This is a genomic window from Catenuloplanes japonicus, from assembly GCF_000717135.1.
GTDB classification, from domain to species: Bacteria; Actinomycetota; Actinomycetes; order Mycobacteriales; family Micromonosporaceae; genus Catenuloplanes; species Catenuloplanes japonicus.
Genome location: NZ_JNXY01000003.1, coordinates 1 through 14,571 on the forward strand (window position 1 = coordinate 1; position 14,571 = coordinate 14,571).

Genomic DNA, 14,571 nt, shown 5'->3' on the forward strand with positions numbered 1-14,571 from the left:
TCTACCACCTCCTCATGCCACCAAAAGATCTTGAAAACACCCCTGGACAAACATAGGAGCATCGCTCCGCTTCGGCCCGCCGATCGGAGCCGGTTCCGCGCGGCTCGGCCCAACCCCGCGCGATGTCCGCCGCCACTCGCCACGCCGTCAGCGCGTTGCGCCGGCCGGTGGCCGCAGGCGAGCGCGATGAGGCTAGCCTCCTAGGAAGCCCTAGGCGGTGTGGCCGGGGCGAGATGGTGCAGGCGGGCGGGCGGCCACGGCACAACGCGGGCGCATGCGGCGCGGGCGGATTCGGCACGGAACGGCGCGGCGGGACCGGCGCGGTAGGCCGTGAGGGCGGGCGCGGCGTGCGTACCAATGCGGGGTTGATCGGGTTTTGTGGCCTTGTAGGCCGCCTGCGGAGCACCGGATTTCGAGGGAAGGGCCGATAAAGAGCAGGCGAAATGAACGGAGAGCCACCGGGTCGCACCGAAAAGCGACCTTGAATGCGTTGCCGACGGTTGTTAGCCTCGGGCCCGTTCAGGGTAACGGGCAGGCAACGGGAGGGTTGGCGGGTGGCGTCCAAGCGTCGCAAGGATCCGCTGTGGGCGCGCATCGTTCTCGTCTTCGGCGCCGTATTGGTGGTAGCGAGTGGTGGCACGCTGGTCGCCGCGCAGACGCTGATCGCGAAGGCGAACGACTCGATCACCCAGACGTCGCTGCTGAACGGCGACGCGGGCGGTGACGGCGGCAACAACATCGACGGCGCGGTCAACCTGCTGCTCGTCGGCATCGACGCCCGCGAGAAGGGCTCGTCCGTCACGTCGGTGCTCTCCGACACGATCATCATCCTGCACATCCCGGAGTCGCACGATCAGGCCTACCTGATCTCGATCCCGCGCGACTCGCGCGTGAAGATCCCGGCGTACCCGAAGACCGGCTTCCAGGGCTCGACCGAGAAGATCAACTCCTCCTTCTCGTACGGCTACCAGGGCGACGGCACCGAGCTGGAGAAGCGCGCCCGGGGCATGGACCTGCTGTCCAAGACGCTCAACGACCTGACCGGCATCAAATTCAACGGTGCCGCGCTGGTCGACTTCGGCGGGTTCGAGAGCATCATCCACGCGATGGGCGGCGTCGACCTGTGCGTCGACGAGAAGGCCACCTCGATCCACCTCGGCATCAACAAGGAGGGCCACCTCTACCAGGGGTGGTACGACGAGGCCTACGACGCGGTGCGGGGCCTCCCCGCCGGCTACGAGCCGTACGTGCACGAGCTCGGCTGCCGGAAGATGTCCGCCACGCTGGCCCTCGACTACGCCCGCATCCGCAAGAGCCTGAGCGACGGCGACTACGGCCGCCAGCGCCACCAGCAGCAGCTGATGAAGGCGATCGCGAAGCAGGCCACCTCGTCCGGCGTGATGACCGACCTCGGCAAGCTCAGCGCGCTGATGGACGCGGCCGGCGACGCGTTCATCCTGGACACCGGCGGCATCACGGTCGCGGACTTCATCTTCACGCTCAAGGGCGTCGCCGCGAACGACCTGATGCTGATCAAGACGAACGCGGGCAACTTCCACTCGGTCAACGTCGGCGGCCAGGAGTTCGAGTCCATCGACGAGGAGTCGCTGGAGATGCTGGACGCGGCCAAGAACGGCACGCTCGGCACGTTCCTGATCGAGCACCCGCAGTACATCGCGAAGTCCGGCTGAGCCGGCCCGGTCACCGCAGATACGCGAGAACGGCCCGGACCCGGCGATGACCGCCGACGTCCGGGCCGAGCTGTAATTTCGCGAAGATGTTGCTGATGTGCTTGTGCACGGCGTTCCCGGTGATCCGCAGCCGCACCGCGATCTCCTGGTTGTCGTGCCCCTCCGCCATCAGCGCCAGCACCTCCCGCTCCCGCGGCGTCAGCCCGGACAGCGGATCCCGCAGGCCGCGGACCAGCAGTTGCGCCACCACGTCCGGGTCGAGTGCGGTGCCACCGGCCGCGACCCGGCGCAGCGCCGCGACGAACTCCTCCACCCGGCTGACCCGGTCCTTGAGCAGGTATCCGACCGCGCCCCCGGACGAGAGCAGCTCGGCCGCGTAGTCCCGCGCGACGTACTGGGACAGCACCAGCACCGGCAGCCCGGGGAACTCCTGCCGGGCACGCAGCGCGGCCCGCAAACCCTCGTCCCGGTACGACGGCGGCAGCCGCACGTCGACCACGGTCACGTCCGGCCGGTGGGCGCGGACCGCGTCCAGGAACGCCTCGCCGTCCCCGGTCGCGGCCGGCACCACGCAGCCCGCGTGCCGCAGCAGCAGCGCCAGCCCTTCCCGCAGCAGCGCGTCGTCCTCCGCGATCACGACGCGCACGGCACCTCCACGGTCACGATCGTCGGCCCGCCCGCGGGCGAGTGCACGCGCAGCGTTCCGTCCAGCGCGGCCGCCCGGCGCGCGAGCCCGGCCAGCCCGGTGCCGCGCGCCGGATCGGCCCCGCCGGTACCGTCGTCGCTGATGGTGGTGGTGAGCGTCCGCCCGTCGTGCCGGACCCGGACGGAGGCGTGGCGGGCGTTGCCGTGCCGGGCCGCGTTCGTCAGCGCCTCCACCACGGCGAAGTAGGCGACCGCCTCGACCGCGGCCGGCAGATGCACCACGCCCGGCGCGTGCGCGCTTCCCGGGCCGGTCACCGGCCGGCCGGCACCTGCCGCATCCGGACCAGGACCCGGCTCGCCGCCGCTCGTCGCGGTCGGTCCGGGCGCGTCGCCGCTCGTCACGGCGAGTCCGGGCGTGTCACCGCTCGTCGCGGTAAGTCCGGGCATGCCGCCTCTCGTCACGTCGAGTCCGGGGACGTCGAGTGTGACGTCCAGTGGGCAGCGTGCTGCCGCGTCCGTCAGCGCGCCCGCCAAGCCGTGGTCCGCGAGGATCGGTGGGTAGACGCCGTGGATCACCGTGCGCAGCTCCGTCATCGCGCTCTCCGCCGCCTCGTGTGCCTCGCCGACCAGCCGCCGGACCAGCGTGAGGTCGCCCTCGCCGACGCCGTCCAGCACGCGTTCGGAGATCGCCAGCCGCATCGCGATCGCGACCAGCCGTGCCTGCGCGCCGTCGTGCAGGTCGCGCTCGATCCGCCGCAGCTCCGCGCCGTGTGCGTCGAGCAGGTCCAGCCGTGCCCGGGTGACCCGCTGCGCCGCGGTCGGCCCGAGCGCCCACCGGCAGAGCCGCGCATGCCCGCGCGCGAGCGGGCGGGCGGCCAGCAGCGCCGCGACCGAGAAGACCGCGATCTGCAACGGACCGAGGGTCAGCGCGGCCGGCCAGTCGTCCACCAGGATCTCGAAGAACAGCCGCGTCTCGACGTGCGGCCAGACCGCGATCGCCACGCCGCCGGCCACCGCGTTGCCGATCAGGAGCACGAGGATCAGCGTGTACGCCGGGCCGAGCACCAGCCCGGCCGCGGACCACAGCACGGCACGCCACGCGGCCGGCGCCGTGCCCTCGGACGGCGGCAGCCCGAGCAGTCGCCCGGCCCGCTCGCGCTGCCGGGCGGCCCACGGGACCGCCAGCGACGGCAGGCACGCGACCGGGAGCGCGGTCAGGCCGGAGCCGCAGACACCGAGCAGATAACGCCACACGCGGTCCAGTCTGGAGCGTGCATGATCGGCGCGCACTACCCCCAGGGGTACCGATCGTGCTGCCGCCTGCGGTATCGGCTTTGCTCGATGACCGTCCTAGCGTTCCGGGCATGACGATGTCCCGACGTGAACTCCTGCAAGGCGCCGCCGTGCTCGCCACCGTCGGCATGCCCGCCCCCGGCCCGCTGTCGCCGCTCGTCGCGCTCGGCGTGACCGGTGCGCTCGCCACGGCGTACCCCCGGAGATTCAAAGCTTTTCATGGGGTACGACCGGACGCGCGTTTCCGCATCGCCAGCGCGCGCAAGGCCTTTCTCGCCACGGTGGTGCTGCAGCTGGCCGCGGAGGGCCGGCTGGCGCTGGACGGTCCCGCACCGGACGCGCGGTTCACGATCCGGCAGCTGTTGCAGCACACCACCGGCTTGCAGGATGACATGCCGGATTGGAGTACGCCGGAGGAGTATCTGGCGCACCGCTTCGACGTGCACACCCGGGAGGAGTGGATCGCCCGTGCGCAGGCACGCCCGCCGGCCTTCGCGCCCGGGGACGGCTGGCTCTACTCGAACGCGGGCTATCTGCTGGCCGCGCAGGCGGTCGAGCGGGCCACCGGTCGTTCGCTGCGGCGCGAGATCACGGATCGGATCCTGCGGCCGCTCGACCTGCGCGGCACCACGTTCCCCGGCCGGTCGCCGTATCTGCCGTCGCCCCATCCCCGGGCCTTCCAGGATCTCGGCGGCGTGATGACCGACGTGACCGTGCAGGCGCCGACCGACCCGGACTCGATCGTCTCCACCGCCGACGATCTGTCCCGTTTCTTCCGCGCGTTGCTCGGCGGTGAGCTGCTGCCCGCGCGCTGGCTGGCCGAGATGCAGCGCACGGTCCCGGTCAGCCCGGATCTCGAGGCGGTGCTGCCCGGCCTGCGGTACGGCCTCGGCCTGATGCGCCGGCCGCTGCCCGGCGGTGGTGTGCGGTGGGGCCACGACGGCGGCGATGCCGGCTTCATCATCGTGACCGGCGTGTCGTCGGACGGGGCTCGCAGCGCGGTGGTCCTGATGTCGACCGCGCTGGCCGGCGATGCGGCGTTCCAGCAGCAGCACGAGGCCGACTGGCTGGTCGAACGCTTTCTCTAGCCTCGGCGGACCGCGGCGCGCAGCACGTCGAACTCGCAGCCGGGGGAGTCCGGGTCGAAGCCGTGGGTGATGAGCCAGCGGGCGATCGACAGGCTGCGCAGGGACCACCAGGCGCGGATGATGCCGACGTCGACCGGCCTGCCGTACCCGGTGAGGAGGTCGTCGAGGCGTTCCTCGTGCCCGAGCGTCAGCGTGGCCAGGTCGAAGAGGGCGTCGCCGCGGGCGCCCTCGGACCAGTCGATGATGCCGGTCAGTGCGTCGCCCTCGACGAAGACGTGGGTGATCTGCAGGTCGCCGTGGATGAAGACCGGCGGGTACGGCCGGAGTGCCGCCACCGCGATCTCCCGGTTGCGCGCGACGAGGCCGGCGGGGAGCGCGCCGCTGCTGACGAGCCATTCGCACTCGCGGTCCAGTTCGGCCGCGAGGACGTCGTTGCTTTTCGTGGCCCGTGGCGGCAGCGGTGCCTCGTGCAGCGTCCGGACGGCGGCGCCCGCGGCGGCCCAGGCCTTCGCGGACGCGGTGGACGGCTCGCCGAGCAGGCCGAGTGCGGTGCCGGGGACCGCGGCGAGCGCGAGTACCGGCGGCTTCCGCCACAGGATCCGCGGTGTCGGGACCGGTGCCAGCGCCATGATCTCGACCTCGGCGTCGATCCGCGCGTGATCCGGGTCGATCTTCAGGAACACGTCGCCGACGCGGAGGGTGGCCCGCTCGTCATGCGCGACGACGACCTCGACGTTGTCCATGCCGGTCATCATCGCGGGGCGGTGGCCGGCGTCGCCACGGATTACCGCGCTTCCGACGTGGCCGCTGTCGGGCGCTGAGGCAGTTCTGGACGTCGATCCTCGGTGATCACCGGTAGACGCCGGCCTCGGCGGCGGCCGCTGCGGCGTCGGCGGCCCGGTCGGCGGCGGGCTCGTCGAGGGGGTCGCCGCTCATCAGGAAGCGGTAGTACAGCGGCGCGGAGACCGCGCGGATCACCTCGTCCGCGTCGGTGCCGGCGGGCAGCTCGCCGCGGGTGACGGCCTGCGTGACGCACGGGGCCCATTCGGCGATCCGGATCGCGTAGAAGCGGCGCAGCGCCTCGGCGGCGCGCGGGTCGGCGGTGGCGGCCACGATCACGGCGCGGAACAGCGGGCCCTGGCGGGGGTCGGTGAGCGTGCGCCGGACCAGTCTCGCGTTGGCGCGCAGGTCGCCGCGGAGCGTGCCGGTGTCGGCGCGCGGGAGGGACTGGGCGGCCATGTCGTCGAGCAGGTCCGCGACGATCGCGGCCGGGGTGCCCCAGCGGCGGTAGACGGTGGTCCGGCCGACCTCGGCGCGCCGTGCCACGTCCGCGAGGTCGAGCCGGTCGAAACCGTCCGCGACCAGTGCGTCCCCGGCGGCCTGCAGCACGGCGGCGCGGATCCGGGCGGTCCGGCCACCGGGCCGGGCGACGACGGCGGCGGGCTCGGGAGTGACGGCGGGCATAACGGGACTCCCGTTCCATTAGCGGTGAGCTCCTGCTAGCGTAACGGACACCGCTAACGGGATATTCGTACCATTAAGGGGTGGGAACGCATGGAGTACCGACAGCTCGGCGCCTCCGGGCAGGCCGTGTCCGCGCTCAGCTTCGGCGCCGGCACGTTCGGCGGTGCCGGGCCGCTCTTCGGGGCCTGGGGCAGCACCGACGCACGCGAGGCCCGGCGCCTGGTGGACCTCTGCCTCGACGCGGGCGTCACCATGTTCGACACCGCCGACGTCTACTCCGACGGCGCCTCCGAGGAGGTGCTCGGGCAGGCGGTCAAGGGGCGGCGGGACCGCGTGCTGATCTCCACGAAGAGCGGGCTGCCGACCGGCGACGGGCCGTCCGACGCGGGCACCTCCCGCGCACGGCTGATCCGGTCCGTCGAGGCCGCGCTGCGCAGGCTCGGCACCGACTACCTCGACCTGTTCCAGCTGCACGCCTACGACGCGGCCACGCCGGTCGAGGAGGTCGTCTCCACGCTGGACGACCTGGTCCGGGCCGGCAAGATCCGCTATCCGGGCGCGTCGAACTTCTCCGGCTGGCAGCTGATGAAGTCGCTGGCCGTGGCGGACCGCGACCATCGGACCCGATACGTCGCGCACCAGGTCTACTACTCGCTGATCGGCCGCGACTACGAGTGGGAGCTGCTGCCGCTCGGCCTGGACCAGGGCGTCGGCGCGGTGGTGTGGAGCCCGCTCGGCTGGGGGCGGCTCACCGGGCGCGTGCGGCGGGGCGCGCCACTGCCGTCCGGCAGCCGGCTGCACACGACCGCGGAGTTCGGGCCGCCGGTCCGGGACGAGGATCTGTTCACCGTGGTCGACGTGCTGGACGCGCTGTCCGCGGAGACCGGCCGGGCGGTGCCGCAGATCGCGGTGAACTGGCTGCTGCACCGGCCCACGGTCGCCACCGTGATCATCGGCGCGCGCACGGAGGCGCAGCTGCGGCAGAACCTCGGCGCGGTCGGCTGGAGCCTCACCGGCGAGCAGCGCGCGCGGCTGGACGCGGCCAGTCACCGGGCCGCGCCCTATCCCTACTTCCCGTACCAGCGGCAGGAGGGGTTCGCCCGGCTCAATCCGTCGCCGGTCTGACGTACACGCTGACCTGATTGTCCGAGTCGTCCGTGTACGGCTCGCCGGACAGGCTCTGCGCGCGGTGGACCAGCTCCAGGCCGGCCAGCCGCGCCATCAGGTCCAGCTCGGCCGGGAGCACCCAGCGCAGCCGGTTGCGGCGGACCGCGACCGTGTCGCCGTCCAGGTCCAGGCGCATGGTCTCGATCGTCTGCGCGGCCCGGTGCAGCACACCGGTGCTGACGCCGGCGTCCGTGGTGTCGACGGAACGGCCGTTGTTCCAGCGCTGCGGGTTCAGCACGAAACCCTCGATGATCACCACGCCGCCGGGGAGCGTATGCCGGGCCGCGGTGGCCAGGCAGCGGATCTGCGCCTCCTGGTCCGGCAGCAGGAACAGCGAGCTGAACAGGCAGGTCACCACGCCGAACCGCTCGCCGAGCGCGAAGTCGCTCATGTCCGCCTCGGTACGCGCGACGCGGTCACCGCCGGGTTTGCGCGCCAGCCGGGCGAGCATCTCGCCGGACGCGTCCACGCCGTGCACGCGGTACCCGGCGCGGGCCAGCGGGAGCGCGACCCTGCCCGTGCCGACGCCGAGCTCCAGCACGCTGCGGTCCCGGGCGAACCGGTCCACGAACGCGACCAGGTCCGCGGGGGAGTCCCGGTCGTCGAACCACTCGTCGTAGCGTCCGGCCCACACCTGTCCGTACGCCGTAGGATCTGCCGTCACCGTCATGGCCCGGGACGTTAGGCCGCGAGGATGAGCGGATCATGTGCCGATCATGTAGCCGTCTACATGATCGGCAGCACGAGCCGGACCGTGGCGCCGCCGGTCGGATTGTTGACCGCGTCCGCGGCGCCGCCGTGCGCGACCGCGATGGACCGGACGATCGCCAGGCCGAGCCCGGTCCCGCCGGTGTCCCGGGCGCGGGCGGTGTCCGCGCGCCGGAACCGGTCGAACGCGGCCTCCGGCGGCAGCACGTCCGGGAATCCGGGGCCCTCGTCCCGTACCGTGACGATCAGGTTGTGGTCGTCCGCCACCGCGCGGATCGCGACCCGGCCCTGCTCGGGGGAGACGCGCAGCGCGTTGTCCAGCAGGTTGTCCAGCGCCTGCCGGATCCGGTCCGCGTCCACGGCCGCGGTCACGTCAGGCGGCGTGACGTCCAGCGTGAGCGTGATGCCGTGCGTGGTGGGGCGGCGCGCGGCCGCGGCCAGGATCGGCGCGACCGGCTGGCGGACCGGGCGGCAGAAGGCCTGGTCGCCGTCCGCGCGCGCGAGTAACAGCAGGTCATCGGCGAGGCGGGCGATCCGGGCCGCCTCCGCGGAGGCCCGGGTGACCGCGTCGGCCAGTTCCTCGCGGGTACGGCCGGGGCGGTCGGCCAGCTCCAGCTCCATCCGCAGCACGGTCAGCGGCGTGCGCAGCTCGTGGCTGGCGTCGGCGACCAGCCGGCGTTCGCGGGCACGGGCGAGGCTGACGCGTTCCAGCAGTGTGTTGAGGGTGCGCGCGAGCGCGGCGATCTCGTCCCGGGTGCCGGGGATCGGCACGGACTCCGCGGCGGACAGCCCCTGGTCGGACAGTGCCGCCACCGCCCGCCGCAGCCGCTCGACCGGCCGCAGTGCCGCCCCGGTCACCAGCCACCCGCCGATCGCGCACAGCGCCACCGCGATCGCCCCGCCCGCCACCACCGTCACCATCAGCCGCCGCTCGGCCGTGTCCAGCGTGTGGATCGAGCTGCCGACCACGATGACGTAGCGCCCGTCCGCCCGGTCCACGCGCACGGCCAGCAGCCGGACCAGCAGCCCTTCATGCGGCGGCGGCCCCGCCCCGTCGAACCCGACCTGACCGTGCTCCTCCAAGGCCCGGCGTACGTGAGAAGGGAGGATCGACGCGGACCCAGCCGTGTGTGACGCCACCGCCACGGTCCCGTCCGGCGCGATGACCTGCCCGAACGTCTCCAGTGACCCCTGCAGCAGCCGCGCGGTCCGGGCCGGCGCGGCCAGCCCGTCCGCGAGCACCTGCGACGACACCGGCCCGGCCTGTGCGGCCAGCGCGTCGTCCACGGTCTGCAGCACGCTCGCGTGCACCAGCGCGAGCCCGGCCAGCGCGGCCACGGTCACGATCAGCGCGGAGACGCCCGCGATCAGCGCCGCGATCCGCAGCCGGATGGGCACGGGCTCAGCCGTCCGGGTGCAGCCGGTAGCCGGCCCCGCGGACGGTGCGCAGATTGGCCCGGCCGAACGGATGGTCGATCTTGCGGCGGAGCGCGGCCACGTGCTGGTCGATGACGTTGGAGACCGGGTCGCTCTCCAGGTTCCACAGCCGCTCGCGGATCACGGTGCGGGACAGCACCTGGTCCGGATGCTGCATGAAGATCTCCAGCAGCGCGAGCTCCCGGGCGGACAGGTCCAGCTCGGTGCCGCCGCGCCAGGCCCGGCGGCGGACCGGATCGAGCCGCAGGTCGGCGACGCGCAGCTCCGGGTCGGGCGCGCCGGTGCCGCGGCGGCCGAGCGCGCGGACCCGGGCCGCCAGCTCCGCGAAGCTGAACGGCTTCGTCAGGTAGTCGTCCGCGCCCGCGTCCAGGCCCGCGACCCGGTCCGGCACGGCGTCGCGCGCGGTCAGCAGCAGCACCGGCGTGGTCCGGCCGGAGGTGCGCAGGTCACGGGTGATCCGCAGGCCGTCGCGGCCGGGGAGCATCACGTCCAGGACGATCACGTCGTACGGCGCCTCCGCCGCCATCCAGGCCGCCTCGTCGCCGTGGCCGGTCACGTCCACGACGTGCCCCTCCTCGGTCAGGCCGCGCTGCAACAGCTGCGCCAGCCGCGGCTCGTCCTCCGCCACCAGCACCCGCACCGCCTCAGTATGCCGCCCTGAGCAGCGCCGACGGCGTCGCGTGTGATTTTCCGGCCGGGCGGGGAAAACACGGATCGAGAGCCAGAGGAGGTACGCCATGCCGGCCCGTGAGGACATCCCCAGCACGCTGAGGCGGTCGTCGAAGAAGGCGCAGGACACCTACGCCAAGACCCACGACTCGGCCGTGGACCAGTACGGCGAGGGCGAGCGCGCGCACCGCACCGCGTTCGCCGCGGTCAAGCACTCGTTCGAGAAGGTCGGCGACCACTGGGAGGCGAAGGCGGAGAAGGGCCCGAGCGACGACAAGGCCGCGGGCGGGAAGAACTCGCGTGCGAAGACCGCGGGCGGCGTCGACGCGAACGCGAGCAAGCAGCACCTGATGGACGTGGCGAAGCGTCTGGACATCACCGGCCGCTCGCGGATGACCAAGGCGGAGCTGGTCGACGCGATCCAGAGGGCGAACGCGGCCAGCACGCGCCGGGCCGCGGCGAAGTAGCCGTCACGGTTATGTCATGAACCCGGGCAGGTTCCGTCAACCGCCCCGCGCAGTCTGGGTCCGGTGACCCTGCCAGGAACGCCGGACCCGGACGACCGGCGCACGCCGAATCCACGCGACCGGCGCACGCCGGACCCGGGGGACCTGCGGCTCGCGGCCCGGGTCGCGCGGGAGCTGCTGGCGGACGCGCGGATACGCGACGAACCGATCCGCATCGCGGTACAGAACCGCGTGGTGATCCTGACCGGCGTCGCGGGCGCGCACGTGCGGGACGCGGCCGGCGCGGTCGCCCGGGGCAGCGAGGGCGTGCGGGACGTGTGCAACCTGATCCGCCCGCCGGATGGCACACCGTCGGACTTCGACGAGATCGTGGCCGGCTTGAGAAGCGCTCCCCGCCCGTACCCCCTGAGGGTCTTCGCTCTGGTGTCCTTTGTGCTCATCGTGGCGTGGACGCTGCTGCTCATCGCCGTGTTCCGTCTCGGTTGGACCGCGGCCGTGCTCGCCTGTGCGGTGCTGTTGATCCCGCCCGCGGCACACCTGCTGACGCGCCGGTTGAACCGCAGACGCTAGCGCATATGTGTCCGTCTGTGCACGGTTGTGTTTCCTTCTGTTGACATCGTGGATAAAGATCAGTCAATGTGGACCGGCAACGTCGTCCCCGGAAGGGAAGCTCGATGCCGCGATCCCCCCTGCGACCGCTTCTGCTCGCAGCCGCCTTGGTCCTGTCCACGTTTGCCGTGCCACCGAGCCCCGCGTCAGCGGCTGAGAGCGCTCTCGTGCACGGCCTGAAGGGTGAGTACTTCCGGATGTCCGCGCCGGGCGCCCGCGACTTCGCCGAGCCCACCGGCGTGCTCCTCGACCCGAACATCGACCTGCCCGGCCTGGCCGGCACGTTCGAGTCGCTGGGCGGGCGCACCGAGCACACCACCGCCCGCTGGACCGGCAAGCTCACCGCGCCGGCCACCGGCGACTACACGTTCTACATGATCGGCGACAACGGCTTCCGGTTCTACCTGGACGGCGCCCCGGTGATCGACCACTGGGTCGGCGACTGGGACGTGGAGCAGACCAGCGCCGCCGTGCACCTGACCGCCGGCGAGGCACACGACGTGCGCGTCGAGATGTTCCAGGACATCGGCGGGGCCAACCTGTTCCTGCGCTGGGCCGGCGCCGGGCTGGACAAGCAGATCGTGCCCGAGTCCGCGTTCACGCCGCCGGACGGCTTCCAGGTCTACCCGGTCACGTTCGCGGTGGACAAGAGCGGCAAGGTCGTCACGGCCGACTTCGAGAAGGCTGTCGGCACCCTGCCGCAGCTCTCCAGTCTCAAGGTTGAGGTCGACACCACGCCGATCCCGGTGAAGTCGGTCAGCGCCCGGGGCAAGCGGCTGACGATCACGCTCACCGAGCCGGTGCTGAAGGACCAGCGCGTGCGCGTGTCCTACGACGGCAACGGCGGCCTGGCCGTCGGCGGCGAGACGGTCCCGCAGATCTTCCGGTCCGCGACCAACGCCTCCACCCAGCGCCTCACCACGCCGTGGGGCGACAAGGTCGACAAGAACCACCCGCTGCCGGAATACCCGCGCCCGCAGCTGGTCCGCAAGGACTGGGTCAACCTGAACGGCCCGTGGGAGTTCGCCGGCGTCGAGGCCGGGGCGCAGCCGGTCTTCGGCAAGAAGCTCGACGAGCGGATCACCGTGCCCTACCCGGTGGAGTCGCTGCTGTCCGGCATCGAGCGCCGCGAAGAGCACATGTTCTACCGCAAGCTGATCACGGTGCCGCGCGACTGGTCCGGCAAGCGGATCAAGCTCAACTTCGGCGCGGTCGACTACAAGACCTCGGTCTGGGTCAACGGCACGCTGGTCACGGAGCACACCGGCGGATACACCGCGTTCACGGCGGACATCACGGATGCGCTGCGCGGTAAGGGCCAGCAGGAGATCATCGTCGGGGTCAGCGACACCACCGGCTTCGACCAGCCCAAGGGCAAGCAGTCCACCAGCCCGGGTGGCATCGTCTACACGCCGTCGTCCGGCATCTGGCAGACGGTCTGGCTCGAGCCGGTCGCGACCGCGGCCATCGACGAGGTCGTCTCCACGCCGGACGTGGACAACTCCGCGCTCACGGTGACGGTCAAGTCCGCTACCAGCGCGAAGGTCACCGCCACCGCGCTGGACAAGAAGGGCCGGCGGGTAGGCACCGTCACCGGCGCAGCCAACACGCCGCTCACGCTGAAGATCGCCAACCCGCACCTGTGGAGCCCGGACGACCCGTACCTCTACGACCTGGACGTCACGCTCGTCCAGGGCCGCACGTCCGACACCGCGCGCAGCTACTTCGGCCTGCGCAAGGTCGAGGTGCAGACCGTCGGCGGCTTCCCGAAGCTGGTCCTCAACGGCAAGCCGGTCTTCTCGCTGGCAACGCTCGACCAGGGCTTCTTCCCGGACGGCCTCTACACCGCGCCCAGCGACAAGGCGCTGCGCTTCGACCTGGAGGAGACCAAGAAGCTCGGCTTCAACGCGGTCCGCAAGCACATCAAGGTCGAACCCGCCCGCTGGTACCGGCACGCCGACGAACTCGGCCTGCTGGTCTGGCAGGACTTCGTCTCCGCCACCATCCGCACCACGGCCGGCCAGGACGCGTTCCTCAGCCAGGGCCGCGAGATGATGAACCAGCTGCACTCGTACCCCTCGGTGATCGGCTGGGTGGTCTTCAACGAGGGCTGGGGCGAGTGGGACCGGACCGTCACCGGCCAGATCGCGGAGCAGGTCAAGGCCGCCGACCCGTCCCGGATCGTCAACGCGCACAGCGGCGTCAACTGCTGTGACTCGAAGGGCGACTCCGGCAAGGGCGACGTCATCGACCACCACGACTACAACAACACGGACCCGGCCTGGCCGGACTCCACCCGCATCGCCATGGACGGCGAGCACGGCGGCTTCACGCTCCGCACGCCCGGTCACATGTGGCCCGGCACGCCGGCCGTGATCTACTCCGGCGTCGCGGACAAGGCCGCGCTCACCGCCAAATACGTCCAGAACACCGAGACGTTCTACCTGGAGGCGGCCGGCGCGGAACTCTCCGGCTCCGTCTACACCCAGATCACCGACCTGGAGAACGAGCTCAACGGCCTCTGGACCTACGACCGCCGCCAGATCAAGGTCGACCCGGCCCCGGTCACGGCGATCAACCGTCGCGTGATCGCGGCCGGTGCCTCACCCGCAGCCGGGGCCGGATTCCCGGGTCGCGGTGACTGGGCGCTGGACGAGAACACCGGGACGACCGCGCGCGACTCCAGTGGCGGCAAGGCCGACCTGACGCTGACCGGCAACACCCGCTGGGTGCCCGGTGTGACCGGGTCCGCGCTCGCGTTCGACGGTGACGGCGACTCCGCCGAGACCGCCGGGCCGGTGCTGGACACGGCCGGTGCCTACTCGGTCGCGGCCTGGGTCACGCTGGACAAGCTGCCCGGCAACTACGCGTCCGCGCTCAGCCAGGACGGGCGGCGCACCGAGAGCCCGTTCTACCTGCAATACGGGCAGGGCGCGTTCGCGTTCAGCACGCCGGGCGGCAACCGGGCGCGGCTGGCGATCACGCCGGAGCTCAACCGCTGGTACCACCTGGTCGGCGTCCGCGACGGCAACACGGTCCGGCTGTATGTCGACGGTGCGCTGGCGGCGACGACCACGGCCGGGCCGGTCGTGGTCAGCACCGGGCCGTTGGCGCTCGGCCGCGCGAAGTACGCGGGCAACAAGACCGACTGGTGGTCGGGTGCGGTCGACGCGGCCCACGCGTACAACCGCGCGCTGACCGACGCCGAGGTGACCGCGCTGTTCACGGCACGCGCCTGACACGGTTCTCTGACGCGCGGGGTGCCCGGCCGGTCTCGATCGGCCGGGCACCCTTTTGCGCTGCTTGCAGGCATTCGGCGCCGGCACGGTCTCG

13 protein-coding genes are annotated in these 14,571 nt (G+C 72.2%); 6 read left to right on the top strand and 7 right to left on the bottom strand.

Features of this window, described 5'->3' with window-relative positions; translation table 11 throughout:
* Positions 1 to 554: 554 nt before the first annotated feature.
* Positions 555 to 1,691 (top strand): LCP family protein, encoded by a 1,137-nt coding sequence (locus OP04_RS48360; RefSeq protein ID WP_051797154.1) that lies wholly within the window; start codon positions 555 to 557, stop codon positions 1,689 to 1,691.
* Positions 1,692 to 1,701: 10 nt separating this feature from the next.
* Here OP04_RS48360 and OP04_RS05740 read toward each other — a convergent pair whose 3' ends face one another.
* Both OP04_RS05740 and OP04_RS05745 read right to left on the bottom strand, forming a co-directional pair.
* Positions 1,702 to 2,337: a response regulator gene (locus tag OP04_RS05740; RefSeq protein ID WP_033338488.1), complete on the bottom strand. Its 636-nt coding sequence runs from the start codon at positions 2,335 to 2,337 to the stop codon at positions 1,702 to 1,704.
* The gene (locus OP04_RS05745; protein WP_051797155.1) at positions 2,325 to 3,590 is read right to left on the bottom strand and encodes a sensor histidine kinase; all 1,266 of its coding nucleotides are present in this window, start codon (positions 3,588 to 3,590) and stop codon (positions 2,325 to 2,327) included. The genes OP04_RS05740 and OP04_RS05745 overlap by 13 nt, the downstream gene beginning before the upstream one ends.
* Positions 3,591 to 3,700: 110 nt before the next feature.
* Here OP04_RS05745 and OP04_RS05750 point away from each other — a divergent pair, with 110 nt between their 5' ends.
* Positions 3,701 to 4,717, top strand: a complete 1,017-nt coding sequence (locus OP04_RS05750) for a serine hydrolase domain-containing protein (RefSeq protein ID WP_051797156.1) — start codon at positions 3,701 to 3,703, stop codon at positions 4,715 to 4,717.
* Here OP04_RS05750 and OP04_RS05755 read toward each other — a convergent pair.
* Positions 4,714 to 5,460: a phosphotransferase family protein gene (locus OP04_RS05755; RefSeq protein ID WP_033338490.1), complete on the bottom strand. Its 747-nt coding sequence runs from the start codon at positions 5,458 to 5,460 to the stop codon at positions 4,714 to 4,716. The genes OP04_RS05750 and OP04_RS05755 overlap by 4 nt on opposite strands.
* A gap of 106 nt (positions 5,461 to 5,566) precedes the next feature.
* A complete protein-coding gene (locus OP04_RS05760) occupies positions 5,567 to 6,181 on the bottom strand; it encodes a TetR/AcrR family transcriptional regulator (RefSeq protein ID WP_033338491.1) in 615 nt (204 codons plus the stop codon).
* A 90-nt stretch (positions 6,182 to 6,271) separates the two neighbouring features.
* On the opposite strand from OP04_RS05760, the gene OP04_RS05765 reads away from it, so the two are divergent.
* A complete protein-coding gene (locus tag OP04_RS05765) occupies positions 6,272 to 7,306 on the top strand; it encodes an aldo/keto reductase (protein ID WP_033338492.1) in 1,035 nt (344 codons plus the stop codon).
* Here OP04_RS05765 and OP04_RS05770 read toward each other — a convergent pair.
* From OP04_RS05770 to OP04_RS05780, 3 genes are read right to left on the bottom strand one after another with little or no spacing between them, the layout of a single operon-like run.
* Positions 7,287 to 8,018 (bottom strand): class I SAM-dependent DNA methyltransferase, encoded by a 732-nt coding sequence (locus OP04_RS05770; RefSeq protein ID WP_051797157.1) that lies wholly within the window; start codon positions 8,016 to 8,018, stop codon positions 7,287 to 7,289. The two genes, OP04_RS05765 and OP04_RS05770, sit on opposite strands and share 20 nt — an antisense overlap.
* A gap of 56 nt (positions 8,019 to 8,074) precedes the next feature.
* Positions 8,075 to 9,454 (bottom strand): sensor histidine kinase, encoded by a 1,380-nt coding sequence (locus OP04_RS05775; protein ID WP_033338493.1) that lies wholly within the window; start codon positions 9,452 to 9,454, stop codon positions 8,075 to 8,077.
* Positions 9,455 to 9,458: 4 nt separating this feature from the next.
* The gene (locus OP04_RS05780) at positions 9,459 to 10,133 is read right to left on the bottom strand and encodes a response regulator (RefSeq protein ID WP_033338494.1); all 675 of its coding nucleotides are present in this window, start codon (positions 10,131 to 10,133) and stop codon (positions 9,459 to 9,461) included.
* A 97-nt stretch (positions 10,134 to 10,230) separates the two neighbouring features.
* Between OP04_RS05780 and OP04_RS05785 the strand changes: the two genes are divergently transcribed.
* The 3 genes from OP04_RS05785 (at position 10,231) to OP04_RS05795 (ending at position 14,477) form a co-directional block, all read left to right on the top strand.
* Entirely contained in the window at positions 10,231 to 10,629 is a 399-nt protein-coding gene (locus tag OP04_RS05785) for a ChaB family protein (RefSeq protein WP_033338495.1), read from the top strand.
* Positions 10,630 to 10,692: 63 nt separating this feature from the next.
* The gene (locus OP04_RS49210; RefSeq protein ID WP_051797158.1) at positions 10,693 to 11,199 is read left to right on the top strand and encodes a BON domain-containing protein; all 507 of its coding nucleotides are present in this window, start codon (positions 10,693 to 10,695) and stop codon (positions 11,197 to 11,199) included.
* A gap of 206 nt (positions 11,200 to 11,405) precedes the next feature.
* A complete protein-coding gene (locus OP04_RS05795) occupies positions 11,406 to 14,477 on the top strand; it encodes a LamG-like jellyroll fold domain-containing protein (protein ID WP_232323490.1) in 3,072 nt (1,023 codons plus the stop codon).
* Positions 14,478 to 14,571 lie beyond the last annotated feature (94 nt).

What these genes read in the sequence shown, in the direction of transcription:
- OP04_RS05755 (WP_033338490.1), bottom strand. Translation starts at nt 5,460, where the DNA reads ATGGACAACGTCGAGGTCGTCGTCGCGCATGACGAGCGGGCCACCCTC.
- OP04_RS05765 (WP_033338492.1), top strand. Translation starts at nt 6,272, where the DNA reads ATGGAGTACCGACAGCTCGGCGCCTCCGGGCAGGCCGTGTCCGCGCTC.
- OP04_RS05760 (WP_033338491.1), bottom strand. Translation starts at nt 6,181, where the DNA reads ATGCCCGCCGTCACTCCCGAGCCCGCCGCCGTCGTCGCCCGGCCCGGT.
- OP04_RS05750 (WP_051797156.1), top strand. Translation starts at nt 3,701, where the DNA reads ATGACGATGTCCCGACGTGAACTCCTGCAAGGCGCCGCCGTGCTCGCC.
- OP04_RS05785 (WP_033338495.1), top strand. Translation starts at nt 10,231, where the DNA reads ATGCCGGCCCGTGAGGACATCCCCAGCACGCTGAGGCGGTCGTCGAAG.
- OP04_RS05770 (WP_051797157.1), bottom strand. Translation starts at nt 8,018, where the DNA reads ATGACGGTGACGGCAGATCCTACGGCGTACGGACAGGTGTGGGCCGGA.